General features: G+C 62.5%; 29 protein-coding genes. 20 read left to right on the forward strand and 9 right to left on the reverse strand.

Annotated elements, in window-relative coordinates:
- Positions 1-12: 12 nt before the first annotated feature.
- The 5 genes from uvrA to FJ953_RS22385 form a co-directional block, all read right to left on the reverse strand.
- Positions 13-2934, reverse strand: coding sequence for an excinuclease ABC subunit UvrA (gene uvrA, locus FJ953_RS22365; RefSeq protein ID WP_140515305.1), 2922 nt, complete (start codon positions 2932-2934; stop codon positions 13-15).
- Positions 2935-3642: 708 nt separating this feature from the next.
- Positions 3643-3924, reverse strand: a complete 282-nt coding sequence (locus tag FJ953_RS22370; RefSeq protein WP_140557825.1) for a hypothetical protein — start codon at positions 3922-3924, stop codon at positions 3643-3645.
- 95 nt (positions 3925-4019) lie between these two features.
- Positions 4020-4625, reverse strand: a complete 606-nt coding sequence (locus FJ953_RS22375; protein WP_140498846.1) for an ATP-dependent Clp protease proteolytic subunit — start codon at positions 4623-4625, stop codon at positions 4020-4022.
- 31 nt (positions 4626-4656) lie between these two features.
- The gene (locus FJ953_RS22380) at positions 4657-5160 is read right to left on the reverse strand and encodes an SRPBCC domain-containing protein (protein WP_140515306.1); all 504 of its coding nucleotides are present in this window, start codon (positions 5158-5160) and stop codon (positions 4657-4659) included.
- Positions 5157-5471: a metalloregulator ArsR/SmtB family transcription factor gene (locus tag FJ953_RS22385; RefSeq protein WP_140515307.1), complete on the reverse strand. Its 315-nt coding sequence runs from the start codon at positions 5469-5471 to the stop codon at positions 5157-5159. Before FJ953_RS22385 ends, FJ953_RS22380 begins: the two co-directional genes overlap by 4 nt.
- Positions 5472-5707: 236 nt before the next feature.
- Between FJ953_RS22385 and FJ953_RS22390 the strand changes: the two genes are divergently transcribed.
- Genes FJ953_RS22390 through FJ953_RS22400 form a run of 3 tightly spaced genes read left to right on the forward strand, consistent with a single transcriptional unit; the run spans position 5708 to position 7122 of the window.
- Positions 5708-6220, forward strand: coding sequence for a single-stranded DNA-binding protein (locus tag FJ953_RS22390; RefSeq protein WP_140498840.1), 513 nt, complete (start codon positions 5708-5710; stop codon positions 6218-6220).
- Positions 6221-6260: 40 nt separating this feature from the next.
- Entirely contained in the window at positions 6261-6674 is a 414-nt protein-coding gene (locus FJ953_RS22395; protein WP_140557759.1) for a DUF2306 domain-containing protein, read from the forward strand.
- 22 nt (positions 6675-6696) lie between these two features.
- Positions 6697-7122 (forward strand): OsmC family protein, encoded by a 426-nt coding sequence (locus tag FJ953_RS22400; protein ID WP_140498836.1) that lies wholly within the window; start codon positions 6697-6699, stop codon positions 7120-7122.
- A 5-nt stretch (positions 7123-7127) separates the two neighbouring features.
- Here the strand turns inward: FJ953_RS22400 and FJ953_RS22405 are convergent, their stop codons facing one another.
- Positions 7128-7757, reverse strand: coding sequence for a MarC family protein (locus FJ953_RS22405; protein WP_140498833.1), 630 nt, complete (start codon positions 7755-7757; stop codon positions 7128-7130).
- A gap of 173 nt (positions 7758-7930) precedes the next feature.
- Positions 7931-8467, reverse strand: a complete 537-nt coding sequence (locus tag FJ953_RS22410; RefSeq protein ID WP_140498831.1) for a hypothetical protein — start codon at positions 8465-8467, stop codon at positions 7931-7933.
- Positions 8468-8554: 87 nt separating this feature from the next.
- On the opposite strand from FJ953_RS22410, the gene FJ953_RS22415 reads away from it, so the two are divergent.
- The gene (locus tag FJ953_RS22415) at positions 8555-9385 is read left to right on the forward strand and encodes an AraC family transcriptional regulator (protein ID WP_140625176.1); all 831 of its coding nucleotides are present in this window, start codon (positions 8555-8557) and stop codon (positions 9383-9385) included.
- 183 nt (positions 9386-9568) lie between these two features.
- On the forward strand, positions 9569-12367 hold the full coding sequence (gene gyrA, locus FJ953_RS22420; RefSeq protein WP_140557758.1) for a DNA gyrase subunit A: 2799 nt from the start codon (positions 9569-9571) through the stop codon (positions 12365-12367).
- Positions 12368-12434: 67 nt separating this feature from the next.
- On the opposite strand, the gene FJ953_RS22425 is transcribed toward gyrA, so the two are convergent.
- Positions 12435-12587, reverse strand: a complete 153-nt coding sequence (locus FJ953_RS22425) for a hypothetical protein (RefSeq protein ID WP_140498827.1) — start codon at positions 12585-12587, stop codon at positions 12435-12437.
- A 194-nt stretch (positions 12588-12781) separates the two neighbouring features.
- On the opposite strand from FJ953_RS22425, the gene coaD reads away from it, so the two are divergent.
- From coaD to tgt, 7 genes are all read left to right on the forward strand, one after another.
- Positions 12782-13282 carry a pantetheine-phosphate adenylyltransferase gene (coaD, locus tag FJ953_RS22430; protein ID WP_140498825.1) on the forward strand — a complete coding sequence of 167 codons (501 nt, stop codon included), beginning with the start codon at positions 12782-12784 and terminating at the stop codon, positions 13280-13282.
- Positions 13283-13392: 110 nt separating this feature from the next.
- Entirely contained in the window at positions 13393-13887 is a 495-nt protein-coding gene (locus FJ953_RS22435) for a peptidylprolyl isomerase (protein ID WP_224518951.1), read from the forward strand.
- 27 nt (positions 13888-13914) lie between these two features.
- A complete protein-coding gene (locus FJ953_RS22440) occupies positions 13915-14427 on the forward strand; it encodes a peptidylprolyl isomerase (protein ID WP_140498821.1) in 513 nt (170 codons plus the stop codon).
- Positions 14428-14439: 12 nt separating this feature from the next.
- Positions 14440-14889, forward strand: coding sequence for a DMT family transporter (locus FJ953_RS22445; protein ID WP_140515312.1), 450 nt, complete (start codon positions 14440-14442; stop codon positions 14887-14889).
- On the forward strand, positions 14889-15977 hold the full coding sequence (queA, locus tag FJ953_RS22450; RefSeq protein WP_140498817.1) for a tRNA preQ1(34) S-adenosylmethionine ribosyltransferase-isomerase QueA: 1089 nt from the start codon (positions 14889-14891) through the stop codon (positions 15975-15977). The genes FJ953_RS22445 and queA overlap by 1 nt, the downstream gene beginning before the upstream one ends.
- Positions 15967-16236 carry a hypothetical protein gene (locus tag FJ953_RS22455; protein ID WP_140498815.1) on the forward strand — a complete coding sequence of 90 codons (270 nt, stop codon included), beginning with the start codon at positions 15967-15969 and terminating at the stop codon, positions 16234-16236. Before queA ends, FJ953_RS22455 begins: the two co-directional genes overlap by 11 nt.
- Positions 16229-17359, forward strand: coding sequence for a tRNA guanosine(34) transglycosylase Tgt (tgt, locus tag FJ953_RS22460; protein WP_140625085.1), 1131 nt, complete (start codon positions 16229-16231; stop codon positions 17357-17359). Before FJ953_RS22455 ends, tgt begins: the two co-directional genes overlap by 8 nt.
- A 4-nt stretch (positions 17360-17363) precedes the next feature.
- Here the strand turns inward: tgt and FJ953_RS22465 are convergent, their stop codons facing one another.
- On the reverse strand, positions 17364-17783 hold the full coding sequence (locus tag FJ953_RS22465; protein ID WP_140625086.1) for a DUF4864 domain-containing protein: 420 nt from the start codon (positions 17781-17783) through the stop codon (positions 17364-17366).
- Positions 17784-18047: 264 nt separating this feature from the next.
- On the opposite strand from FJ953_RS22465, the gene FJ953_RS22470 reads away from it, so the two are divergent.
- The 8 genes from FJ953_RS22470 (at position 18048) to glpD (ending at position 26643) form a co-directional block, all read left to right on the forward strand.
- On the forward strand, positions 18048-18284 hold the full coding sequence (locus FJ953_RS22470) for an Lrp/AsnC family transcriptional regulator (RefSeq protein ID WP_010909609.1): 237 nt from the start codon (positions 18048-18050) through the stop codon (positions 18282-18284).
- A gap of 170 nt (positions 18285-18454) precedes the next feature.
- The gene (locus FJ953_RS22475) at positions 18455-19867 is read left to right on the forward strand and encodes a circularly permuted type 2 ATP-grasp protein (protein ID WP_181165357.1); all 1413 of its coding nucleotides are present in this window, start codon (positions 18455-18457) and stop codon (positions 19865-19867) included.
- 111 nt (positions 19868-19978) lie between these two features.
- Positions 19979-20920 carry an alpha-E domain-containing protein gene (locus FJ953_RS22480; protein ID WP_140525347.1) on the forward strand — a complete coding sequence of 314 codons (942 nt, stop codon included), beginning with the start codon at positions 19979-19981 and terminating at the stop codon, positions 20918-20920.
- Between the two features lie 7 nt (positions 20921-20927).
- Positions 20928-21722: a transglutaminase family protein gene (locus FJ953_RS22485; protein ID WP_140498806.1), complete on the forward strand. Its 795-nt coding sequence runs from the start codon at positions 20928-20930 to the stop codon at positions 21720-21722.
- A gap of 133 nt (positions 21723-21855) precedes the next feature.
- On the forward strand, positions 21856-22587 hold the full coding sequence (locus tag FJ953_RS22490; protein ID WP_140498804.1) for a peptidase: 732 nt from the start codon (positions 21856-21858) through the stop codon (positions 22585-22587).
- A 99-nt stretch (positions 22588-22686) separates the two neighbouring features.
- Positions 22687-24096 (forward strand): aspartate aminotransferase family protein, encoded by a 1410-nt coding sequence (locus FJ953_RS22495; RefSeq protein WP_140625087.1) that lies wholly within the window; start codon positions 22687-22689, stop codon positions 24094-24096.
- Between the two features lie 128 nt (positions 24097-24224).
- A complete protein-coding gene (locus tag FJ953_RS22500; RefSeq protein WP_140515319.1) occupies positions 24225-24992 on the forward strand; it encodes a DeoR/GlpR family DNA-binding transcription regulator in 768 nt (255 codons plus the stop codon).
- Between the two features lie 124 nt (positions 24993-25116).
- Complete coding sequence (gene glpD, locus FJ953_RS22505) at positions 25117-26643, forward strand: glycerol-3-phosphate dehydrogenase (protein WP_140498798.1); 1527 nt, start codon at positions 25117-25119, stop codon at positions 26641-26643.
- The last annotated feature ends 5 nt before the right edge of the window (positions 26644-26648 follow it).

The raw sequence follows: 26648 nt of genomic DNA on the forward strand, positions 1-26648 counted from the left end.
GCCAGCCCGCCATCACTCCGCTGCTTCGCGCTTGCCTCCGGGGCGTCGCTCCAGCAATTCCTTGAGGAATTGGCCGGTGTAGCTGCGTTTTTCGCGCACGATCGCTTCCGGCGTGCCGGAGGCGACCAGCTCGCCGCCGCCGTCGCCACCCTCGGGGCCGAGGTCGAGCACCCAGTCGGCGGTCTTGATCACTTCGAGATTGTGCTCGATCACCACCACCGTGTTGCCCTGGTCGACCAGTTCGTGCAGCACTTCCAGCAGCTTGGCGACATCGTGAAAGTGCAGGCCAGTGGTCGGCTCGTCCAGGATATAGAGCGTCTTGCCGGTCGCCTTGCGCGACAGCTCCTTGGCGAGTTTTATCCGCTGCGCCTCGCCGCCCGACAGCGTCGTCGCCTGCTGGCCGATATGGATGTAGCCGAGGCCGACCTGCTTCAGCGTGTCGAGCTTATCGCGCACGCCGGGCACGGCGGCGAAAAAATCGACGCCTTCCTCGACCGTCATGTCGAGCACGTCGGCGATCGACTTGCCCTTGAACAGCACGTCGAGCGTCTCTCTGTTATAGCGCTTGCCGTGGCAGACGTCGCAGGTGACGTAGACGTCGGGCAGGAAGTGCATCTCGATCTTGATGACGCCGTCGCCCTGGCAGGCCTCGCAGCGGCCGCCCTTGACGTTGAAGGAGAAGCGGCCCGGTTGGTAGCCGCGCGCCTTGGCTTCCGGCAGGCCCGCGAACCAGTCGCGGATCGGCGTGAAGGCGCCGGTATAGGTGGCGGGGTTGGAGCGCGGGGTCCGTCCGATCGGCGACTGGTCGATGTCGATGACCTTGTCGAGGAACTCCAAGCCCTCGATGCGGTCGTGCTCGGCCGGATGCTCGCGCGAGCCCATGATGCGGCGCGAGGCCGCCTTGAACAGCGTTTCGATCAGGAAGGTCGATTTGCCGCCGCCCGATACGCCTGTGACGGCGGTGAAGGTGCCGAGCGGAATTTCGGCGGTGACGTTCTTCAGATTGTTGCCGCGTGCGCCGACGACTTTCAGGCGGCGGTTCTTCTTCGCCTCGCGGCGAACCGCAGGTGTCGCCACTTCGAGCTCGCCCGAAAGGTATTTGCCGGTGATCGAATTCGGGTTGGCCATCACCTGCTGAGGCGTGCCCTGGGCAATGATTTCGCCGCCATGGATGCCGGCGGCCGGGCCGATGTCGACGACGTAGTCGGCATGCAGGATGGCATCCTCGTCATGCTCGACCACGATGACCGTGTTGCCGATGTCGCGCAGGTGCTTCAGCGTGTCAAGCAGGCGCGCATTGTCGCGCTGGTGCAGGCCGATCGACGGTTCGTCCAGCACGTAGAGCACGCCGGTGAGGCCGGAGCCGATCTGCGATGCCAGCCGGATGCGCTGGCTCTCGCCGCCCGACAGCGTGCCGGAATTGCGCGACAAAGTGAGATAGTCGAGGCCGACGTCGTTGAGGAAGCGCAGCCGCTCGCGGATTTCCTTGAGCACGCGCACGGCGATCTCGTTCTGCTTGTCGTTGAGCTGCGCCGGCAGGTCGGTGAACCACTGGTCGGCCTTGCGGATCGACTGTTCGGTCACTTCGCCGATGTGCTTGCCCGCGATCTTCACCGCCAGCGCTTCCGGCTTCAGCCTGTAGCCACGACAGGCCGGGCAGGGGGTGGCCGACATGAAGCGCTCGATTTCCTCGCGCATCCAGGCGGATTCGGTCTCTTTCCAGCGCCGCTCGAGGTTGGGGATGACGCCCTCGAAGGTCTTGGTCGTCTTGTAGGAGCGCAGGCCGTCATCATACTGGAAGGTGATCTCGCGCTCGCCTGTGCCGCGCAGGATGGCTTCCTGGGCTTCCCCGGTCAAATCCTTGAACTTGTCGCCGAGCTTGAAGCCGTAAGCCTTGCCGAGAGCCTCCAGCGTCTGCACGTAGTAGGGTGAAGTCGATTTCGCCCATGGGCTGACGGCGCCGTCGCGCAGCGAGACGTTCTCGTCGGGGACGACCAGATTGGGATCGATGGCGCGCTGGCTGCCCAGCCCGTCGCAGGTCGGGCAGGCGCCGAACGGGTTGTTGAACGAGAACAGCCTGGGCTCGATCTCGGGAATGGTGAAGCCGGAGACCGGACAGGCGAATTTTTCCGAGAACAGGATGCGCTCATGCGTCTCGTTCTTCGACTTGTTGACCGAATCCTCGCCCGTCTGACTGGCATCGAGCGGCTTATCGGCGAACTCCGCCACCGCCAGCCCCTCCGCGAGCTTCAGCGCGGTCTCCATGGAATCGGCAAGGCGCGTTGCGAGGTCGCCACGCACGACGATGCGATCCACGACCACGTCGATGTCGTGCTTGTATTTCTTGTCGAGTGGCGGCACATCAGCGATCTCATAGAAGACGCCGTCGACCTTGACGCGCTGAAATCCCTTTTTCTGCAGCTCGAGCAATTCCTTGCGGTACTCGCCTTTGCGGCCGCGCACGATCGGCGCCAGGATGAACAGGCGCGTGCCTTCCTCGACCGCCAGCACGCGATCGACCATCTGCGACACCGTCTGGCTCTCGATCGGCAGTCCGGTGGCGGGCGAATAGGGTACGCCGACACGCGCGAATAGAAGCCGCATGTAGTCGTATATCTCGGTGACGGTGCCGACCGTCGAGCGCGGGTTCTTCGAAGTGGTCTTCTGCTCGATGGAGATGGCCGGCGAAAGGCCGTCGATCTGGTCGACATCCGGCTTCTGCATCATTTCGAGGAATTGCCGCGCATAGGCCGACAGGCTCTCGACATAGCGGCGCTGGCCTTCGGCATAGATGGTGTCGAAGGCAAGCGACGATTTGCCGGAGCCCGACAGGCCCGTCATGACGATCAGGCTGTCACGCGGCAGGTCGAGATCGACATTCTTCAGATTGTGTTCGCGCGCCCCGCGAATGGAAAGATATTTATGGTCGGCCATTGCCGGTCGCCGCCTCAGATCTGGAATTTGTGGGATCGGCGGGTTTTCCCCGGCCGTCCCCTATGTAGGTATTTTTGCCGCCGCGTCGAGAGACGCCACAATTCTCGACCAAGTCGTTTAACCGTCTTTCGCACGAACGGGCAAGCGGAAAGAACAAAGACCGAACACGCTCCTGACAAAAGCGGTGGAGCAGGCGGCGTGGTTCCCATCAGGGGATATGTCGCTCGATCACAATTTTTCCGATCGGACATCGAGCGGTTGACGTCCCCGGCTGAGGGGAGCAGACTCCACACGTCAATGAAGCCGGCTGTCTTTCGATGGCCTCGCCGCCCAAAGGCGGCCTGCGAGACGCCGCGGGCTACTGCGATCAGTGCTTCTGACGACGATTGTCGCAACGGACACAGGAGTGGAGCATGACGCCACCGGACAGTCCCTTGAGGCTCCAGCAGTGACTGGAGCCGCGGCAGGCATGAATGCCAGGGAGACGCGAGCGCCTTCCGACGTGACCCTGCCGGATGCACCAAAATCAGAGACTACTGGTCGGATCGTCGGCTGAACGCCGCGAAGCATCCGAAATCGAAAGCCGGTAAAACATTCCCGGCGAAAGATTGGATTATAGATCCAGAAAAGCCCCGTCCGTTTGCTAAAAGCACGGCGGGGCTGCTCTTTTGGGGGAACGCGCAGGTACTGACGGCCCCGACATGTCAGCTACCGCGGCGGTTTGATCCCGCCAGCGCCGACATCGACCGTGATGCTGCCGGAAATACTGACATCGGTATCGCCGATCTTGAACCGGCCGTTACCGTTGGCGGGGGAGGCGTCATCGGGTTCGGGCTGCGGGGCCGGCTTGGCGATGCGATAATCGCCGGCCACACCGGGCAGGCTGCCTTTCTGGCTGTCGTTGGCAAAGGCGCCGCCGGCCAGCATGAGCGCACCGGCGAAAATAGTGACGGCAAGACGCCAAGGTCGGAATAAGCGGCTGTCGATCATCGGGCGGTTATAGCGCCGCCCCGCCGAGGTGGCCAGACCGGCGGTCATCAAATCGCCGGACGGCGGGGCGTCGCAATTCATCGTGCTTGTGCCGGTCACGCCGCCTTTTTGCGGGTATCGTAGACATGATCGACGAGACCCCATGCCTTCGCTTCCTCGGCGGTCATGAAATAGTCCCGGTCGAGCGTGCGCTCGACCTCTTCATAGGTGCGGCCGCAATGACGCGCATAGAGTTCGGTCATCTGCCGCTTGGTGCGCAGGATGCCTTCGGCGTGACGCTGGATGTCCGATGCCTGACCCTGGAAGCCGCCCAGCGGCTGGTGCAGGACGAGGCTGGCGTTGGGCAGCGCGATGCGCCGTCCCGGCGTGCCAGCCATCAGCAGGAACGAAGCCATCGAGGCGGCAAAGCCCATGCACACCGTCGACACCGGACAGCTGACATATTGCATCGTGTCGTAGATGGCGAAGCCGCTGGTCACCACGCCGCCAGGCGAGTTGATGTAAAGCGAGATCTCCTTGTCGGGATTATCCGATTCCAGCGACAGAAGCTGGGCGCAGACCAGCGCCGACATGCCGTCGTTGATCTCGCCGTTGATAAAGACGATGCGCTCGCGCAGCAGCCGCGAGAAAATGTCGAAGGCGCGCTCGCCGCGGCTCGACTGCTCGATCACCATCGGCACCAGATTGGCAAAACCGGTCATCGTCTCTCTCCGTTTTTCATGTGTCGGCCACTCAAGCGGCGCGCTGCAGAAGGCAAAATGAATTGGCTGCGGGGCGGCGGCCGGAGGCACGCGCAGCGAATGAAAGCCGGCAGCCGGCGCCTGCCATGGTCACCATGGGCCTGGCGGCGGATGTCGCCGCACGGGCGAAGCCTTCATGGATAATATGCAGATGCGTGCCGCCCGAAACGGTGCGGGCGAGCGTGAAGGTGACGATGCTGTCGAGCGGGTTCCGTTCCTCGTCGGGCCGCGGCTGTTCCCGCCAGGAATAGCGAAGCCTTTTTCCGGGCTCGGCATCGAGGATCTCGCATTCGATCGGCGCATCCGGCCCGGCAAAGGCGAAATTGCTGCCGATCTCAGGATTGATGTCGTTGGGCATCATCCAGGCCGCAAGCAATTCGGGCACGGTCAGCGCCCGCCATACCTTTTCCGGCGGCTCGGGGAGATCGCACTCGAACTCGATCGCGTCGGGGGCGGTCCGCGCAGGGCTTTCGTCGGTCACTGGTGCGTGCGTCATTGGTCCATGTCCTTGAGAACCGTCCTCAGTTTTTCGATGCGCTCGGGCCAGAACGTCCGGTAGCGTTCGATCCAGCCAAGCAGCGGGTCGAGCCCTTGCGGATCGGCGCGGTAATAGGCGTTGCGGCCCGCCCGCCGCTCGACCACCAGGCCTGCGCCGCGCAGCACCGCCAGGTGCTGCGACACAGCCGGCTGCGATACCGTCATGCCGGTGCGCAGCTGCGACACCGTCATCTCGCTGGTGGCGAGGCGTTCATAGACGGCGCGTCGGGTGGGGTCGGCCAGCGCCCGGAAAATTTCCGCTTCGATCATGGCGAAAGCATAAGTCGATACTTATCGATTTGGCAAGCGATGTTTTACGGCCCATATGAAGGGAAGCTGGCGGCTCCGGCATTGCTGCCATTCCTTGACAATGAGCGGCGATGCATATAGGAACGAAAAGAGAACAAAAACCTTGTGGGAAAAGGCAGCCACAGCAGGCAACGGGTGTGCGCAACCTGTAAGGTGCTGCGACAAAAATTTGTTTCGGACGAGCGCGGAGAAGTATCATGGCGGGTAGCGTCAACAAGGTCATTCTGGTCGGCAATCTCGGAGCGGACCCGGAGATCCGCCGCCTGAATTCTGGCGAGCCGGTCGTCAACATCCGCATCGCAACATCGGAAAGCTGGCGCGACAAGAATTCCGGCGAGCGCAAGGAAAAGACCGAGTGGCACAATGTCGTCATCTTCAATGAGGGCATCGCCAAGGTTGCCGAGCAGTATCTGAAGAAGGGCATGAAGGTTTATGTCGAGGGCCAGTTGCAGACACGCAAATGGCAAGACCAGACCGGTGCCGACAAATACACGACGGAAGTCGTGCTGCAGAGATTCCGCGGCGAGCTGCAGATGCTGGACGCGCGCGGCCAGGGTGAGGGCGGCCAGGTCGGGGGTTATTCCGGCGGCGGCAGCCGTGGTTCCGATTTCGGCCAGTCCGGCCCGAACGAAGGCTTCAATCGTGGCGGCGGCGCTCCCAAGGGCGGCGGGGGTTCGTCGCGCGAGCTGGACGACGAAATTCCGTTCTGAGCATCGACACGGCGTGACGGGCATTTGAGGAGAGGGCGCGATGTCGCTCGGACCGCTCCTATCGGCACGTCCTCCGATCCCATGGCATGCGCTCGCGGCCTTTGCCGCGCTGGCGATAGGCGGCGTGCAGCTGGCGCTGCCGAAAGGCACGCTGCGCCACCGCGCGATGGGCTATCTCTGGGCGGCGCTGATGCTGGCCGTCGCCATCTCGAGTTTCTGGATCCAGCAGATACAGCTCATTGGCCCTTTCAGCCCGATCCATCTCTTGTCGATCCTGGTGCTGGTCACGGTGCCGCTGGCGGTCTGGCATGCACGCAATCACCGCGTCGCCAAGCACCGCAAGGCGATGATTGCGTTGTATATCTTTGCACTGGTGGGTGCCGGTGTCTTTACGCTGGTGCCCGGCAGAATCTTGCACGACGTGGTCTTCGGCGTCGCGCAAGCCAGACCGTGATCCCGAGTGGAAGGAATATCAGTTGAAAGCACGCATCAAATGGGTCGAGGAACGCACCTTCGTCGGCGAGTCCGGCACAGGCCATAAGGTCGTACTGGGGACCGCGTTCGGCCCTGAAGGGAGAACGCCGGGGCCGAGCCCGATGGAACTGGTGCTGATCGGCACCGGCGGCTGCTCGGCCTATGATGTCGTCCATATCCTCGAAAAGGGGCGCGAGGCGATCGAGGACTGTGTGGTCGAGCTCGATTCCGACCGAGCCGAGACCGATCCCAAGGTGTTCACCCGCATTCATATGCATTTCATCGTCAAGGGCAGGGCGCTGTCGCCCGACAAGGTGAAGCGGGCGATCGATCTCTCGATCGAAAAATACTGTTCGGCTTCGGCCATGATGTCCAAGACCGCCGCCATTACCCACGATTTCGAAATTATCGACACGACGGCAAAATAAGCGGCCTATGAGGCCATCAGCGCCTTGATGCCGTCAGCCACGAACTGGACGGCAAGTGCCGCCAGGATAACGCCGAGCAGGCGGGTCAGGATCGAACGGCCGGTCTGGCCGAGGATGCGGTCTATGCGCTCCGACAGCACGAACACGAGATAGGTGATGGCGAGGCAGACGAAGATGATGCCGACCAGTGCCGCCTGGGCGCCAAAGCCCTGAAACGAGCCGGAGAGCAGCACAGTCGCCGAAATCGCGCCGGGGCCGGCGATCAGCGGGATCGCCAGCGGGAAAGCGGCGATGTTGTGGATCATGTCCTTGGTGATGGCCACGTCGCCGATCTTCTCCTTACGGTCCTGCCGGCGCTCGAACACCATTTCAAAAGCGATGAAGAAGAGCAAAAAGCCGCCGGCGACACGGAAGGCCGGCAGCGTGATGCCGAACACCGACAGGATCGAGGCGCCGGCAACCGCGAACAGCGCCATCACCAGGAAGCCGATGACCGAAGCGCGGACCGAGACCTGCTGGCGCTCCTCGCGGTTCATGCCGCGCGTTATCGCCAGAAACAGCGGCGCCAGCCCGGGCGGGTCGATGGTCACCAGAATGGTGACGAAGGCGTTGAACAGGCTGTCGAAACTCGGCATCTCTCACCCCTCCCGCCGGGCCGAGCCCGCATCCCGACATTGGTAGAGCAAAGCAGGGACGGATGAAACCGGCTGGGGAGAGGCGGCTCGCGAACTCTGCGAAAGCCGGCTGGGCCGAGGGAGACGCGAAAGAACGCAGGGAATGCCTGAGTTTGCGTCGCGGGCTTGCTTGATCAGGTACGGCCAGAGCGCCGCGCCAGGAACTCCACTTCGAGCCGCCATGTCGCGCCATTGTCGTGCGAGCGCTCGCCGAGCCAGCGGAAGGAATTTTCGGTTATTCGTGAAAAGCTCCAACGTACGGAGGAACCGGTGCCGTCGGCGCCCACTTGGACAATCGTGTCGCCTTCGGCGCGACCGAGTTGGCGGCTGTAATACTGGTTGCGCGGATCGCTCCAGAAAATATGCCAGGCATTTGCGCCGGGATCGTAGACGCGCAAGGTCGTGCCATAAAAGGTCCATTTGCCGAGAGAAGGCGAGGGGCCGGCATCGCGCGCGGGCAGGATCCAGACGTCCTGAATCGCGCGGCCTTCCAGCACCCAGCCGAAATGCACCTCGCCGCGTCCGGTCAGCACGGTGCCGTCCTCGAGATGACGGCTGGCATCGAAAGTCCAGGCGCCGACGAAGCGGCCGTAGAGATCCAAATTCTCGGCAAAGCCGGGGGCTGGCCCGTCGCTGTGCAGGGCTTCGGTAAAAGTGGGCTGGTTGGTCATGGCTGGTGCCTTCATGCTGTCAGGAGGCCGCAAGCGATAGGCCGGGGCAGGGTTCTGCGCTTGGGAAAAATTGCTATCTTTCAGGCTATGACGACGAGCCACAGGATCATTGCCTCGGGGCCAGGCTGGCAGGTGTCGGACGTGGTGTGCACGGCCGGCGCCGGCGACCGGCCGTTCGAGGAGGAGCACCGGACGTTCTGCGTCGCCGCGGTGACCAGCGGCACCTTCCGCTATCGCGCCAGCCAGGGCACCGCGATGCTCGCGCCAGGCGCGGTGCTGCTTGGCAATCCCGGCACATGCTACGAATGCGGCCACGAGCACGGCGCCGGCGACCGCTGCCTCTCCTTCCATTTTGCTCCGGCTTATATGGAACGGATCGTGGAGAACGTACCAGGCGCCAGAATGCTGGCCTTCGAGACGCCGCGCCTGCCGCCCCTGCCGGCGCTGATGCCGCTGCTGGCCGAAGCGGAGGCCGCGCGCGATGTGGCCGAAACCGCTGCTTTCGAGGAACTCGGCTTGCGCATTGCCGGCGCAGCAGTCGCCGCAAGCTCAGGGCGCACCAAGATGGCGCGGACACCCAGCGGCCGCGACCAAAAACGGGTCGCGGAGGCGGTTCGGCGTATCGAGATCGATGCCGATCAGCCGCTTTCGCTGGCCGTGCTGGCCCGGGAGACGGCGACCAGTCCGTATCATTTCCTGCGCACATTCCGGCAGATTGCCGGAATGACCCCCTACCGGTTTCTGCTGAGGACCAGGCTGCACCGGGCAGCAGTGCGGCTCCACGCTTCGGACAAGGCGATCTCGACGATCGCCTTCGAGGCGGGCTTCAACGACCTGTCAACTTTCAATCGCCGCTTCCGGCGCGAAATGGGCGAGACGCCCGGCAGCTATCGCGCCCGCCGCGCGGGCCGCCGCTAACACGAGATGGCGGGCCTTTGCGTCGACGGCTCCGAAAAGCACATCGGCCATATCGTCGCAATCACCGGTATCCTTTTGAAATCACCGCCAAAATCGACACTGGAAAAGTGCCGTCGACATTGGAGTTTCGGCCCGGCTTCCTATATATACGGCAAGTGATTCCTGTTTAGATTGTGATCCGATTTGACCGACCAAAAAACACCGCGCGGCGCCGACGGCGGCCCCACCGGCATCGAGCCGATTTCGATCATCGAGGAGATGCAGCGATCCTATCTCGATTACGCCATGAGCGTGATCGTCAGCCGCGCGCTGCCCGACGTGCGCGACGGCCTGAAGCCGGTGCATCGCCGCATTCTCTTCGCCGCGCATGAGAGCGGCTATCACTGGAACCGCAAATATGTGAAGTCGGCGCGCCCGGTCGCCGACGTGATGGGTAAATACCATCCGCATGGCGACGCCTCTATCTATGACGCCCTGGTGCGCATGGCGCAGGACTGGTCGCTGCGCGTGCCGCTCATCGACGGGCAAGGCAATTTCGGCTCGATCGACGGCGATCCGCCGGCGGCCATGCGCTACACCGAGTCGCGGCTGACCAAGGTCGCGCATGAACTGCTGGAGGATATCGACAAGGATACGGTCGATTTCCAGGACACTTACGATGCTTCCGGCAGCGAGCCGAAGGTCCTGCCGGCGCGCTTTCCCAATCTGCTGGTCAATGGCTCGGGCGGCATCGCCGTCGGCATGGCCACCAACATCCCGCCGCACAATCTGGGCGAAGTCTGCAACGCCGCGATCGCGATCATCGACAATCCGGCCATCGACCTGCCGGCGCTGATGGAAATCATTCCGGGGCCGGATTTCCCGACCGGCGGCATCGTGCTCGGCCGCTCCGGCATCTACAGCGCCTATTCGACCGGCCGCGGCTCCATCGTCATGCGCGGTAAGGTCAACATCGAGGCCCGCGGCAATGACCGCGAATCGATCATCATCACCGAAGTTCCCTACCAGGTGAACAAGTCGTCGATGATCGAGAAGATGGCCGAACTGGTGCGCGACAAGCGCATCGAGGGCATTTCCGACATTCGCGACGAGAGCGACCGCCAGGGCTATAGAGTCGTCGTCGAGCTGAAGCGCGACGCCGTGGCCGACGTCATCCTCAACCAGCTCTATCGCTTCACGCCGCTGCAAACCTCTTTCGGCGCCAACATGGTGGCGCTCAATGGCGGCAAGCCCGAACTGCTGACGCTGACCGACATGCTGAGAGCATTCGTGTCCTTCCGCGAGGAGGTGGTCACCCGACGCACGAAGTTCCTGCTGCGCAAGGCGCGCGACCGGGCCCACGTGCTGGTCGGCCTCGCAATCGCAGTCGCCAACATCGATGAAGTGATAAAACTGATCCGCACCGCGCCGGACCCGCAGACCGCGCGCGAGCAGTTGATGGAGCGGCGCTGGCCGTCCGGCGACGTCGAATCGCTGATCCTCCTGATCGACGACCCGCGCCACCGCATCAACGAGGACGGCACCTACAATCTGTCCGAGGAACAGGCGCGCGCGATCCTGGAGTTGCGCCTGCAGCGCCTGACGGCACTCGGCCGCGACGAAATCGCCGACGAGTTGAACACGATCGGCGCCGAGATCGTCGATTATCTCGATATCCTGTCGTCCCGCGCCCGCGTCCAGCAGATCGTCAAGGACGAGCTCGCGGCCGTGCGTGACGAATTCGGCACGCCGCGCCGCACCGAGCTGAGCGAAGGCGGCGCGGACATGGAAGACGAGGACCTGATCCAGCGCGAAGACATGGTCGTGACGGTGAGCCATTCCGGCTACATCAAGCGCGTGCCGTTGTCGCTCTACCGGGCGCAACGCCGCGGCGGCAAGGGTCGCTCGGGCATGTCGACCAAGGAAGAGGATTTCGTCACCCGCCTGTTCGTGGCCAATACGCACACGCCGGTGCTGTTCTTCTCCTCGCGCGGCATCGTCTACAAGGAGAAGGTCTGGCGCCTGCCGATCGGCAATCCGCAGTCACGCGGCAAGGCGCTGATCAACATGCTGCCGCTGGAGCAGGGCGAGCGCATCACCACAATCATGCCGTTGCCGGAAGATGAGACGAGCTGGGGCGAGCTCGACGTGATGTTCGCCACCACGCGCGGCACGGTGCGCCGCAACAAGCTCTCTGACTTCGTCCAAGTCAACCGTAATGGCAAGATCGCCATGAAGCTGGAGGAGGAGGGCGACGAGATCCTCGGCGTCGAGACCTGCACCGACAATGACGACGTGCTTCTGACCGCCAGCTCCGGCCAGTGCATCCGCTTTTCCGTCGGCGATGTGCGCGTCTTCCAGAGCCGCAACTCGGTCGGCGTGCGCGGCATCGCCATGGCCGAAACCGATCGCGTCATTTCGATGGCTGTCATCGAGCATGTCGATGCGCCGCCGGCCGAACGCGCCGCCTATCTGAAGCGCGTGGTGGCCGAACGGCGCCTGGCCGCCGGCATCCCGGCAGGTGAGGAGGAAGAGATCGCGTTGACCAACGAAGAGGTCGGCGAGGAGGCGGAGCTGTCGGACGAGCGCTATGAGTTCCTCAAGGCGCATGAGCAGTTCGTGCTGACGGTGACGGAATACGGCTACGGCAAGCGCTCATCGTCCTATGATTTCCGTCTGACCGGACGCGGCGGCAAGGGCATTCGGGCCACCGACGTGTCGAAGACGGCCGAGATCGGCAGGCTGGTGGCAACCTTCCCGGTCGGCAATGACGACCAGATCATGCTGGTGTCCGACGGCGGTACCGTTATCCGGGTGCCGGTCAATGGCATCCGCTTCGCCAGCCGCGCCACCAAGGGCGTGACCATTTTCAACACGGCGGAAGGCGAGAAGGTGGTTTCGGTCGAGCGGATTTCCGAGCCGCAATCGGACGAGGAAGAAATCGTCGAGGTTGGTGCCGAGATCGATCCGGCGGCCGATGCCGGCCTGGATGATGCGCAATAAGTCTGGCTTGGACAGACATGGCAACGCCGGCCAATCGGCCGGCGCGTCGCAACAAATTCAGGCTAACTCAATAGTGACGGTGAGGCTTGCGGGGCCCGAACCCTTCGAAGCGTTTGGCGTTGGTCTTGATGCGGACGCGCTGGGCCTCCTGATGCAGCCCGAATACAGTGGCGATCAGCATGGCGACGGTCATTGCAGTGGCGAGCATGTAGATCAGCATGTGCGTGTTCTCCTGCGCTCTACAACGCTTACATGGGACTTTGGTTTCATCTTCTTAAAGGGGCAAGGTAGTGAACGCTGCGTGAAGCGTTCGTGATCGGCGCATTCATCTGTCGTTCATCCCTGCAAAAAGGTTCAAGGGGATCGCATCAATGAGATTTGCCTTCCGTCCGCGCGCCCGTTAGAAGCACCGGCATGACCGAGCGCATCGCCCTTTATGCCGGCTCCTTCGACCCGTTGACCAACGGCCATCTCGACGTGCTGAAGGCGTCGCTGGCCGTGGCGGACATCGTCTATGCGGCGATCGGTATCCATCCCGGCAAGAAGCCGCTGTTTTCCTTCGAGGAGCGGGTCGAACTCATCGAGGCCGCGACCAAGGCCGAATTCGGCCGCGACGGCACACGCATCAAGGTGGTCGCCTTCGACGGGCTGGTCATCGATGCGGCCAGGAAACAGGGAGCCTCGATCATGATCCGCGGCCTGCGCGACGGCACCGATCTCGACTACGAGATGCAGATGGCCGGCATGAACGAAACGATGGCGCCTGAGCTGCAAACGGTTTTTCTGCCCGCCAGCCCCTCGGTTAGAACCATTACCGCCACACTTGTCCGCCAGATTGCCTCGATGGGCGGCGACATCCGCCCCTTCGTGCCGGCCGCGGTCGCCGGTGCGCTCACCGCTAAATTCGCAAAATAGGTTTCTCGGAGAAGACCATGCAGCTGAAAAAGCTCGCCTCGTTCCTCGTCGTGCTTGCCGGTCTCGTGACCGCATCGGTCTCAGCCTATGCCGCCGACCCGGAAAACACCATGATCATAACGTTGAAGGACGGCGACGTGACCATTGCACTGCGTCCCGATCTCGCGCCCAAGCATGTCGCGCAGATCAAGAAGCTGGTGCGCGAGCATGCCTATGACAACGTCGCCTTCCACCGCGTCATCGACGGCTTCATGGCGCAGACAGGCGACGTCAAATTCGGCAACATGAACAAGGGCTTCAACGCCCAGGCTGTCGGTACCGGCGGCTCCGACCTGCCGGACCTGCCGGCGGAATTCTCGCAGACCGAGCACTACAAGCGCGGCGTGGTCGGCATGGCACGCTCGCAGGATCCGAACTCGGCAAACTCGCAGTTCTTTATCATGTTCGCGCCGGCGCCGCCGCTCGACGGCCAGTACACCATCGTGGGCAATGTCGTCAGCGGCATGGAACTCGTGGACCATATCAAGAAGGGCGACGAGGCCGACAACGGCACGGTCACCGATCCCGACCGGATGATCAAGGTGCGCATCGCCGCCGACAAATAGTTCTGTTTTTTGAAAAGGATATCAGACATGGCCGACATCAAGGATCGCGAAAACGCGCTCATCATGGAAACGACCAAGGGCAAGGTCGTCATCGAAATGCTTCCCGACCTGGCGCCCGGCCATGTCGCCCGCATCAAGGAACTGGCCCGCGAAGGCGCCTATGACGGCGTGGTCTTCCACCGCGTCATCGAGGGCTTCATGGCGCAGACCGGCGACGTCAAGTTCGGCAATTCGAGCAAGCCCTCTTTCGCGCCTTCCCGCGCTGGCATGGGCGGTTCCGACAAGCCGGATCTCAAGGCCGAATTCTCCAATGCCAACCACAGCCGCGGCACCTGCTCGATGGCGCGCTCGCAGAATCCGAACTCGGCCAATTCGCAGTTCTTCATCTGCTTCGACGATGCAGCCTTCCTCAATCGCCAGTACACGGTCTGGGGCCAGGTCATCGAAGGCATGGACAATGTCGACAAGATCAAGCGCGGCGAGCCGGTGCAGGATCCCGACAAGATCGTGTCGCTGAAGGTCGCGGCCGACGTCAAGTAAGGCGGCAGGACAATGATGGGCGTCGTCTGGTCGCTTCTCGGCATCTTGTCCGGCGCCTTCATTGCCATTCAGGCGCCGATCAATTCGCAGTTGGCGCGCGGCCTGGGGCTCCCGGTCGCGGCTGCCGCGTTTTCGTTCCTGTCGGGCGCCATCGTGCTCGGCATCATTGCCGTCGCGGTGGTGAGGCTGCAAGGCATCTCGCTCGACTGGAAGGCGCCCGCGCCGTGGCTGTTCATCGCCGGCGGCATGCTGGGCGGCTTCTACGTCACACTGTCCACCATCCTGACGCCACGCATCGGCGCCGCCGCGCTGATGGCGTTCCTGGTGGCGGGCCAGTTGCTGGCGGGCATGCTGATCGACCGCGTCGGATTCCTCGGCGTCGCGGTTCGCGAAATCTCGCTCGGCCGCGTGGCCGGCGCGGTGCTGCTTCTGGCCGGGGCGCTGCTTATCAGGCTCTTCTGATGCGTGTCGATCTGTTCGATTTCGACCTGCCGGAAGAGCGTATCGCGCTTCGCCCGGCAGAGCCGCGCGACAGCGCAAAGATGCTGGTGGTCAGGCCCGGCGAGGGGGTTTCGAACCGGGCGGTCAGCGACCTGCCTTCCCTGCTCCAGGCCGGCGACGTGCTGGTCTTCAACGACACCAAGGTTATCCCGGCGCAACTCAAAGGTATCAGGCGGCGCGGCGAGGCGGCGGCGCAGGTCGAAGCCACATTGCACATGCGGATGGCGCCGGACCGTTGGCTGGCCTTCATGCGGCCGGGCAAGCGCGTTGCCGTCGGCGACCGCATCCATTTCGGCCATGACGGCAATTCCTGCTTCCTCGGCCAGCTTGACGCCACGGTGATCGAAAAGGGCGAGGCGGGCGAGGCGCTGCTCGGCTTCGACCTGTCGGGCCCTTTCCTCGATGAGGCGCTGCATGCGGTCGGCCACATCCCACTGCCGCCCTACATCGCCTCGAAGCGGGATGACGACGAGCGCGATCGGGCCGATTATCAGACCATCTATGCCCGGGAGGAAGGTGCCGTAGCGGCGCCGACGGCCGGTCTGCATTTCACGCCGGAGCTGTTTGCCGCACTCGACGCAAAGGGGATCGAACGCCGCTTCGTCACGCTCCATGTCGGCGCCGGCACGTTCCTGCCAGTGAAGGTGGACGACACCGCCGACCACAAGATGCATGCGGAGATCGGCTCAGTCAGCGAGGCAACAGCCGACGCGTTGAATGCGGCAAAGGCGAGGGGCGGGCGCGTCATTGCCGTCGGTACGACCTCGCTGCGCCTGCTGGAAAGCGCCGCGCGAGAGGATGGCGTGCTGGCTGCATGGTCCGGCCCGACCGACATCTTTATCACGCCCGGCTACCGTTTTCGCACCGCCGACATGCTGATGACCAATTTCCATCTGCCGCGTTCGACGCTGTTCATGCTGGTTTCGGCCTTCAGCGGCCTCGATACGATGCGCGCCGCCTATGCACACGCCATTGAGCACGATTACAGATTTTACTCCTACGGAGATGCAAGCCTGCTGTATCGAGCGGAGATGAGCGATGGACGATGACCTCGACAGGCTGGACCGGAGCAGTTTGATCGCCGAAGTCAAAAAATTGCGCGCCGGCATTCGCCAGCATCGCGATGCATCGGGGCACGATCTTTGCTGGCATCATCCCGATTTGTGGGACCTGCTGCCCGAGAAGATCGATCCGGCAATCGCCGTGCCGCCCTGGCCAAAATTCATGCGCGGCTGCATCCATTATCGCCAGTCGCTGGACGAACAGGCTCCGGGCGCACCGGCACACGACAAGGAATTCAATGGCTGAGACGTTCACCTTCAAGGTGCTGGCGACCGAAGGTAAGGCGCGGCGCGGTTTGATCAGCATGCCGCGCGGCGAAATCCGCACGCCCGCCTTCATGCCGGTCGGCACCGGCGGCACGGTCAAGACGATGTACATGGATCAGGTGCGCGGCGTCGGCGCCGATATCATCCTGGGCAATACCTACCATCTGATGCTGCGGCCCGGCGCCGAACGCGTGGCGAAGCTTGGCGGCCTGCACGAATTCGCCCGCTGGCCGCATCCGATCCTGACCGACAGCGGTGGCTTCCAGGTGATGTCGCTGTCGAAGCTTCGGAAATTGACCGAGAAGGGCGTCACCTTCCGCTCCCATATCGATGGCGCTGCATACGAAATGTCGCCGGAACGTTCGATCGAGATCCAGGGCCTGCTCGATTCAGACATCCAGATGCAGCTCGACGAATGCACGGCGCTGCCGGCCGCGCTCAAGGAGATCGAGCGCGCCATGGAATTGTCGCTGCGCTGGGCGGAGCGCTGCAAGACGGCGTTCGGCGACCAGCCCGGGAAGGCGATGTTCGGCATCGTGCAAGGCGGCGACAATGCGGATTTGCGCGTGCGTTCGGCGCAGGCGCTGAGCGCGATGGATCTGAAAGGCTATGCGGTTGGCGGCCTTGCCGTCGGTGAACCGCAGGCGGTCATGCTCGACATGCTCGACATCACCTGCCCGGAACTGCCTGACAACAAACCCCGCTATCTTATGGGGGTCGGCACGCCGGACGACATCTTGAAATCGGTGGCGCGCGGCGTCGACATGTTCGACTGCGTGATGCCGACGCGGGCCGGCCGGCATGGGCTTGCCTATACAAGGCGCGGCAAGGTCAATCTGCGCAACGCCCGCCATGCCGACGATCCGCGCCCCCTCGATGAGGAAAGCGACTGCCCGGCGGCACGCGATTATTCCCGCGCCTACCTGCACCATCTCGTGCGCTCGCAAGAGGCGCTCGGTGCGATGCTTCTGACCTGGAACAATCTGTCCTATTATCAAAAGCTGATGCAGGACATACGCGCGGCGATAGAGACCGGCACTTTCGAGGCACGCGCTGCCGAAATTACCGAGGGCTGGGCGAGGGGCGATATCCCGGCGCTGTGACGGTTCAGGTGCTCAGGGAATTCGACGCGCGCAGGCTGCAGCCGGTGATTTGGAACTTGCCGTCGGGCTGTCGCTCCGACGTGTAGACAGCTTCGTAGTCCTTGCCGTCAGGGCCGACGATCAGCACCTGCTGGATGATCGAGGTCGGACCCGTCTCCTCGACCTTGCCGAACGAGTAGCTCCGTGGGTTGCGCACCGGCGCGTAGCCGTTGGTCACCATGTTCATGAAGGTGTCGACGGTCGGGAAGATCCGCTTCACGTTCGGTGCGGCGAAGCTGTAGGCCGTGACGCCGTCATCGGCCAGGAACGCTCTCAGCTGGCCGTCAATGGCCGCTTGCGCCGCCTTGATCTCGGCCTCGCCGGCAAACGCCGACAAGGGCAGGAGGAGAGGAAGGAATGCGAATGCGAAAAGCGTGCGGCGCATAGCCTGTTTCCCTTGTCTTTCGAGAACTTGCCTTTCGAAAAATCCTGCCCGTGCAGGCATCCTAACATACGTTTGGTGGCGCTTCAGGGTTTCACCGGCGGCGATTATTCAGTGTTGTCGCGCGACGAAGTCCAGGCAGCCTTGGCGGAATTGCGGGAGGCGTGGCCAACGCCCGAACCGGCTAAGTACCGTTCCAGCGCTTGAAAGCCCGCCTCCAGTCTGCCAGAAGGGCCGCTTGGATTGGACGTTTAGCAGGGCGGAGCCATGAAGGCGTTTTTCGTGCAGATCAAATGCGAACTGGGCAAGTCGTATGAGGTTGCCAGCGCGCTCGCCGACGCCGAGATCGCCTCGGAAATCTACTCCACTGCCGGCAATTACGATCTGCTCGCCAAGTTCTATGTCGACGACGAGGAGGATGTCGGCCACTTCGTCAACGAGAAGGTGCAGATTCTCCCCGGCATCAAGGACACGTTCACCGTCGTCACTTTTCGCGCCTTCTAGCGTCGGAACCCATTGCCCGGGCATGAGGCAAAGCCTGACCAAGCTCATATTTCAGCTGCCTCAATTTTAGGCAGGGGCGACATACTGATCGTCCGCATCCCTCAAATCACCGATTACGCTTGATTTTCTCCAGCGGCGCCAGTGAAATGGCGTCACAGGGGAGTATGCGATTGGCAGCGTTCGATGAAATGCTTCCGGAGGTCTCCGGACTTAGAAGACCGTATTCGGCTTACGATCGCTGGCTGAAAGAGCAGGACCCGGCCAGGCTTACCGAGAAAATGCAGGACGCCGAACGCGTCTTCCGCAAAACCGGCATCACCTTCGCCGTCTATGGCGAGCAGGAAGCCTCCGAGCGGCTTATCCCCTTCGACATCGTTCCGCGCATCATTTCTGGCAATGAGTGGCGCCGCCTCACGCAAGGCATCGAGCAGCGCGTGCAGGCACTGAACGCCTTTCTCGACGACATCTATCACCGCCAGGAAATCCTGCGGGCCGGACGCGTTCCCCGCGACCTGATCGCCAGGAACGAAGCCTTCCTGCCCGAGATGATCGGGGTCAGGCCACCAGCCGGCGTCTACACCCACATCATCGGCGTCGACATCGTGCGCATCAGCGAAAACGAGTTCTACGTGCTGGAGGACAATGCGCGCACCCCATCGGGCGTTTCCTACATGCTGGAAAACCGCGAGACGATGATGCAGCTCTTCCCCGAGTTGTTCCAACAAATCAAGGTGCGGCCGGTGGAGAACTATCCGCAGCTTTTGCGCCAGTCGCTGGCGGCGGTGCGGCCGCAGAACGCCAAGGGCACGCCGACCATCGCCGTGCTGACGCCCGGCAGCTACAACTCCGCCTATTTCGAACATGCCTTCCTGGCCGATCAGATGGGGGTGCAACTGGTCGAGGGGCAGGATTTGCGCGTGGTGGACGGTCATGTCGCGATGCGCACGACCGAAGGCTACAAGCAGATCGACGTGCTCTATCGCCGGGTGGACGATGCCTTCCTCGATCCGCTGACTTTCCGGCCGGACTCCGCGCTCGGCGTGCCTGGCATCATGGATGTCTACCGGGCCGGCAACATTACGATCGCCAATGCGCCGGGAACCGGTATCGCCGACGACAAGGCGATCTATTCCTACATGCCCGAGATCGTCGAATTCTACACCGGCCGCAAGGCGATCCTCGGCAATATTCCGACCTGGCGCTGTTCGGAGCCGGACAGCCTGAAATATGTACTCGAACACATCGATGAGCTGGTGATCAAGGAAGTGCACGGTTCAGGCGGCTATGGCATGCTGGTCGGACCGGCGGCGACCAAGAACGAATGCCAGGATTTCGCCAAGAAGCTGCAGGCCAAGCCGTCCAATTACATCGCCCAGCCGACGTTGGCGCTCTCGACCTGTCCGATCCTGACCGAAAAGGGCCTGTCGCCGCGCCATGTCGATCTGAGACCCTATGTGCTGGTCTCCGACCGCATCCAGATCGTGCCGGGCGGGCTCACGCGCGTCGCGCTCAAGGAGGGCTCTCTGGTGGTCAATTCCTCGCAAGGCGGCGGCACGAAGGATACCTGGGTGCTGGATGATTGAGATGAGTAGTCAGTAGGCAGTAGGCAGTAGTTGGTATCAGAGGGGACAGAACAATGCCGTATCCAATCGAAACTCGAACATTCCCTACTCGCTAGCCCGAAGGGCCACTCCATGCTTCTCGGCCGTACCGCCAACGGGCTCTACTGGATGAACCGCTATATCGAGCGTGCGGAAAACATGGCGCGCCTGGTCGATGCGGGCCTGCGCATGGCGCTGACGCGCACGCAGAGCGCGTCGGAAGAGTGGAATTCGGTGCTGCTCAGCGCCGGCTCCGACGTCGCCTACACGCAGAAGTATCAGGACTATACGGCGGCCGATGTAGCCGACTTCCTGTTGCGCGACACGTCGAACCCGTCGAGCACGATGTCGTCGATCGAGACGGCACGCCACAATGCCCGCATGGTGCGCACCGCGCTGACGCGGGAGACCTGGGAAAGCATTAACGAGGCCTGGATGGCGCTGAAGCGCATGCTGGCAAGGCCGATCGACGAGCGTGACCTGCCAAACGTGCTCGATGCGATTAAGCGCGAAACGGCGCTGATCCGCGGCTCGTTCTACGGCACCATGCTGCGCAATGAGATCTTCGATTTCTCGCAGCTCGGCACCTATGTCGAGCGCGCCGACAATACGGCGCGCATCCTCGACGTGAAGTACTACGTGCTCTTGCCGTCGATCTCCTGGGTCGGCTCGACGCTCGACAATTACCAGTGGGAATCGATCCTGCGCTCGGTATCGGCGCACCGCTCCTACCGCTGGGTCTACGACGCCGACTACAAGCCGACCAACATCGCCGACTATCTGATCCTCAATGTGCGCATGCCGCGATCGCTGACCTTCTGCTATCGCTTCCTGGCCGAGCACCTGAAGTTCCTCGGCGACGACTATGGCGGGCGCCATCCCTGCCATGCGACGGCGGAAAAGACCCAGGCCATGCTGCAGGCAGGCTCGATCAAGGATATTTTCGACGCCGGCCTGCATGAATTCCTTGCCGGCTTCATTCGCGACAACACCAGGCTCGGCGACGAGATCGCGCAGGATTACAGGTTCTATTGAGGAGGCCATGCGGCTCAAGATCACCCATCGGACCGAATACCGTTACGACGCACCGGTGCAGTACCTGCTGCAGCGGCTGCGGCTGCTTCCGGTGAGCGGGCGCACGCAGACCGTGCTGTCCTGGGCCCTGAAGGTAGAAGGCGCGCGCGAGGAAGTGCGATTTGCCGACCACTACGGCAATGACACCCGATTGTTGAGCGTCGAGGGTGACCATGATTTCATTACGGTCGAGGCGTCAGGCGAGGTGGTGACGCGCGATACATCGGGGGTTTGTGGGCCGCATCAGGGATTCGCGCCGCTCTGGCTGTTCGCACAGGAGACGCCTTTGACCATGATCGGCGATGGCATTCGCGCACTCGCCGAGGCAGCCGGCAAGGGCACCGATATCGAAAGACTGCACCGTCTGATGGCTATCATCTCCGAGCGGGTCGCCTATGCGCCGGGCACCACCAATGCGACGACCCCGGCTGAAGAGGCTCTCGCGCTGAAAACCGGGGTCTGCCAGGATCATAGCCATATCTTTGCCGCCACCGCCCGCGCCATGGGTTTCCCGGCACGCTATGTCAGCGGCTATCTGATGATGGACGCGGCCATCGAGCAGGCGGCAAGCCATGCCTGGGCCGAAGCGCATGTTCAGGGCCTCGGCTGGGTTGCCTTCGACCCCTCCAACGGTATCTCTCCTGATGAGCGCTATGTGAGAGTGGCGACGGGGCGCGACTATCGCGATGCGTCGCCGGTTTCGGGGATTCTGCTGGGAGAGGCGCAAGAGCGGCTTGCCGTCACCGTCACGGTGGAGCAGTAGTCACCCGATGCAGGTCGTCCAACGCCACCTTGGTTTGGGTGACGACATGCATGAAAACAAGGACCTGAGCGCGCCGCATGGATCCGTTCCGACGCGACGCGGTTTTTACGGTTCGCTGCCGGAAGAGTAAACCATGACCTATTGCGTCGGCCTCAAGATCGATCGCGGGCTCGTGTTCATGTCGGACACGCGCACCAATGCCGGCATGGACTCGATCTCCACCTTCAAGAAGATGCATGTCTGGGAAGATCCCGGTGAGCGCGTCATCGTGCTGATGTCGGCCGGCAATCTGGCGACGACGCAAGCCGTGATCAGCGTGCTCGACGAGCGCACCAAGGCGGTTGGCGACCGGCACGCGGCAGTGCTCGAAACGCCGTCCATGTACCAGACGGTGCGGCTGGTCGGCGAAACCGTCAAGGACGTCATCGCCCATTCCTCGCCCGCCGGCGACAAGGCCGATTCCTACTTCAACGCCTCCTTCATCCTGGGCGGCCAGATAAAGGGCAGCGCACCGCGCCTGTTCATGATCTATCCCGAGGGCAATTTCATCGAATCGACCGATGACACGCCCTTTTTCCAGATCGGCGAGACCAAATACGGCAAGCCGATCATCATTCGCGCTTATGACCGGTCGATGAGTCTCGCGGAGACCGTGAAGCTGCTTCTGGTATCGTTCGATTCCACGCTGAAGTCGAACCTGTCGGTCGGGCTGCCGCTGGATCTGCTTTTCCTGGAAAAGGATGCCTTCCAGGTCGGGTTGAAGAAACGGATCGGTCATGACGACCCGTACTACCGCACGATCTCCGAGGGATGGTCGAGCGCCTTGAAGACGGCGTTTGCCAGTCTGCCGGATTTTCCGGGATAAGGACGCGCCGGATTTCTCCGGTGGTTGCAAATGTTTAACAGTGGTTTTTGACAACCGGGGCGAAGGGCGCCGGTGAAGCGATCATGTCGGGAGGACAGGATGAACAGTGACGATTTCCGGCAATGGTCGCGGCGGGCCGCCGACTGGGGCGCCGACTACCGTGAAACGCTGCGCCAGCGCCCGGTGCGGCCGCGGATCGAGTCCGGCGACATATTCAGGAGCATAGAAGCCTCGCCGCCCGAAGACGCGGAGCCGATGGACAGGATCTTCGCCGACTTCGAGGAGAAGATCGTGCCGGGCATGACGCATTGGCAGCATCCTCGCTTCTTCGCCTATTTTCCGGCCAACGCGGCACCAGTTTCTGTGGTGGCTGAGTATCTGGTCTCGGCAATGGCCGCGCAGTGCATGCTGTGGCAGACCTCGCCGGCGGCGACAGAACTCGAAACTCGGACTGTCGATTGGATGCGCCAGGCGCTCGGCCTGCCGGAAGGTTTTTCCGGCGTCATCCAGGATTCTGCCTCCTCGGCGACGCTGGCGGCGGTGCTGACGATGCGCGAACGCGCGCTCGACTGGCAAGGCAACAAAAAGGGCCTGGCGGGGCAGGCGCGGTTGCGCATCTATTCGTCGGATCAGGTGCATACCTCGATCGACCGGGCGATCTGGGTGGCCGGCATCGGCGAGGACAATCTCGTGCGCATTCCAGTCGCCGGTCGCTTTCGCGCCATGGACATAGCGGCCCTCGAGGCGGCGATCGTCGCCGACAAGAAGGCAGGCCTGCTGCCCGCGGGTATCATCGCCTGCGTCGGCGGCACCAGCACCGGTGGCACTGACGATATCGCCGGCGTCGCCGCGATCGCCAAACGCCACGGGGTCTATCTTCACGTGGATGCCGCCTGGGCGGGATCGGCGATGATCTGCCCGGAATACCGGCATTTCTGGGCCGGTGTGGAGCAGGCGGATTCTATCGTCTTCAACCCGCACAAATGGCTGGGCGCGCAGTTCGACTGCTCGATCCAGTTCCTGCGCGACCCCGAAAGCCATGTCAGAACGCTCGCCATCAAGCCGGATTATCTGAAGACGCACGGTCATGACGGCATCGTCAACTATTCCGAATGGTCGGTGCCGCTCGGCCGCCGCTTCCGCGCGCTGAAACTGTGGTTCCTGCTGCGTGCCTATGGACTGGAAGGCCTGCGCACGATGATCCGCAACCACGTCGCCTGGAGCGAAGGCCTGGCAGCGCGCCTGGCCGACGAGCCGGACTTCGAGATCGTCACCGAGCCGATGCTGTCGCTGTTTTCGTTCCGGCACAAGGCGGAGGGAGCCGATGCCGACGAGCACAATCTCCGGCTGGTCAATGCGATCAATGATGACGGACGCATCTACCTGACACAGACCAGGGTGAACGGGCGCGTCGCCATCCGCTTCCAGGTCGGCCAGTTCGAGGCGACCGCGGCGGATGTCGATTCGGCTTTTGCCGCCATCACCGAAATCGCGCGCGGATTAACCTGAGGCTGCTGAGTCGGAACTGCGTCCAAGTTTGCCTTTGCTATCATGCGGTTTCCATTAGCCGGCTTACGCCTTTTCATTGCTTTCGTTTTCGTCTATGATCAAGAAAAACGAAAGCAAAAGGTCTTCAGATGTATCTGTCGCCGCGCCATGCCGAAATCGTCCAAATGGCCAAGGATCACGGCCGCGTTCTGGTCGACGATCTGGCCACCCACTTCAACGTCACGCCGCAGACCATCCGCAAGGACCTCAACGATCTTTGCGACCAGCGGTTGCTGTCGCGCATCCATGGCGGCGCCTTGTTTCCTTCCGGCATCGAGAACATGGAATACGAAGCCAGGCGCAAGATCGCCGCCGAGGAGAAGGAGGCGATCGGCAGCGCGGCCGCCAGGCTGATCCCGGACAATGCCTCGTTGTTCATCAATATCGGCACCACGACGGAGTCGGTCAGCAAGGCGCTGCTGGATCACAGCGGCCTCATGGTCATCACCAATAACATCAATGTTGCCAACAGGATGCGCATCTATCCTTCGATCGAGGTGGTGATCGCGGGCGGGGTGGTTCGCGGCTCGGATGGCGGCGTCGTCGGCGAGGCGGCGGTGGATTTCATCAGGCAGTTCAAAGTCGACTACGCCGTCATCGGCGCCTCGGCGATCGACCATGACGGCGCCTTGCTCGATTTCGATTTCCGCGAGGTCAAGGTCGCGCAAGCCATTATCGCCAATGCCAGGCACGTCATCCTGGTCTCCGACCGGACCAAATTCGAGCGCACGGCACCGGTTCGCATCGGCCATCTGTCGCAGGTCAACACCTTCATCACCGACCGCTGCGATATCCCCTCGGTGCGCAAGATCTGCCAGGAGGCCGAGGTTCAACTGATCGAAACCTCGCTCGATTGAGGACGTTGCAGCGCTTTCACGAGCTTGTGATATTTCGTTTGACATTCGTTATGAGTTCGAAATAATTCCGCCACGGTTTCGCAAAAGAGCCAAATGGTGCAATGCGAAATCGCTGGAGGAATTGGTGGACGCATCTTCGATCCGTGACATTTTCGTCATAGGCGGTGGCATCAATGGCTGCGGCATTGCCCGTGATGCCGCCGGCCGCGGGTTTTCGGTATTTCTGGCCGAGATGGACGATCTCGCCAGCGGAACCTCCTCAGGCTCGACCAAGCTGATCCATGGTGGCCTGCGTTATCTCGAATTCTACGAATTCCGCCTGGTGCGCGAAGCGCTGATGGAACGGGAGGTACTGTGGAAGAACGCGCCGCACATCATCTGGCCGATGCGCTTCGTGCTGCCCTATGCCAAGGGCCTGCGTCCGGCCTGGCTGATCAGGCTCGGCCTTTTCCTTTACGATCATATTGGCGGGCGCAAATTGCTGCCGGCGACCAGGACCCTGGACATGGCCACCGACCCTGCCGGCAAGCCATTGAAACCATTGTTCAAGAAGGCCTTCGAATATTCCGACGGCTGGGTCAACGATGCGCGGCTGGTGACGCTGAACGCGCGTGACGCCGCCGACCGGGGCGCGACCATCCGCACCCGCACCAAGGTGGTCGGGGCGCGCCGCGAAGGCGGGCTGTGGACGATCAGGATCGAAAATCTGCGGACCGGCGAGACCGAAGAGGTCAAGGCGCGGCTGCTGGTCAATGCCGCCGGCCCCTGGGTCGATCATGTGCTTTCCGGCGTCGTCGGCCTCAACGATGTGCACAATGTCCGTCTCGTGCAGGGCAGTCACATCGTCATCGCGAAGAAATTCGACGATCCACGCGCCTATTTCTTCCAGAACAAGGATGGCCGCATCATCTTCGCCATTCCTTACGAGGACGAGTTCACGCTGATCGGCACCACCGACCAGGACTACCCCGGCGATCCGCACGACGTGAAGATCAGCGACACCGAGATCGACTATCTCTGCGCGGCGGCAAGCGAGTATTTCGCCCAACCCGTCAAGCGGTCGGATATCGTCTGGACCTATTCGGCCGTGCGTCCGCTCTATGACGATGGCGCTTCCAAGGCGCAGGAGGCGACACGCGACTATGTGCTGAAGGCCGATGGCGGCGAGGGCACAGCCCCGATCGTCAACACGTTCGGCGGCAAGATCACCACTTATCGCCGGCTGTCGGAATCTATGCTGGAGAAGATCGAAGGCTTTCTCGGCAGGCGCGGCAAGCCGTGGACGGCAAATGCGCCGCTGCCGGGCGGCGATTTCGCGGCGACCGGTTTTGATGCGCAAGTGGCGAGGCTGAAGAGCGCCTATCCCTTTCTCGACCAGCGTTTGGCACGTCGGCTCACGCGGCTCTACGGCACGCGCGCGCAGATGTTGCTTGGCCTTGCCAAATCGAATGCCGATCTCGGCCGCAATTTCGGCGCCGACCTTTACGAGGCCGAGGTGCGCTACCTCGTCGAGAACGAATGGGCCGTCACATCGCAAGATGTGCTGTGGCGCCGGACCAAGCGCGGCCTGCATTTCAGCCGCGAGCAGACGGCGGCGTTGGATGAATTCATGCGCGGCATAAGCCGCCGCCACGTCGCGGCCGCGGAATGAAGGGC

The organism is Mesorhizobium sp. B2-3-6 (assembly GCF_006442305.1).
Taxonomy (GTDB): domain Bacteria; phylum Pseudomonadota; class Alphaproteobacteria; order Rhizobiales; family Rhizobiaceae; genus Mesorhizobium.